The 291-nt window shown below is 73.5% G+C and carries 1 protein-coding gene; it reads left to right on the top strand.

Translation table 11 applies throughout. The features are described 5' to 3' along the window. On the top strand, window positions 1–291 hold a 291-nt coding region (locus HT134_RS44445), incomplete at both ends, for a hypothetical protein (RefSeq protein ID WP_175606519.1).

Raw genomic sequence — 291 nt, forward strand, 5'->3', positions numbered from 1 at the left:
GGCTACCAGATGGTGCTGCTGCCCGAGCGCAACACCTTCACCGGCAACCTCAGCTACCGGCCCGACGGCGGCGTGGCCGTGACGGCCTCGGTGCAGGACACGGCGCCGCCGCTGGCCAAGTTCTCCTTCCAGCCGAACACCTTCCGCGGGAACGTCGTCCACGGCGGGACCCTCGACGTCAACCCGCCCAACCGCACCGAGGGCATCGTGGTCGTCCCCTCCCGCGACCGGACCCCGCCCGCCCCGCCGCGCACAGAGCAGACGGGGCCGTCCTGGCAGGCCGGCCAGGAC

Source organism: Nonomuraea rhodomycinica, assembly GCF_013363995.1.
In the GTDB taxonomy this organism is placed as follows: Bacteria; Actinomycetota; Actinomycetes; order Streptosporangiales; family Streptosporangiaceae; genus Nonomuraea; species Nonomuraea rhodomycinica.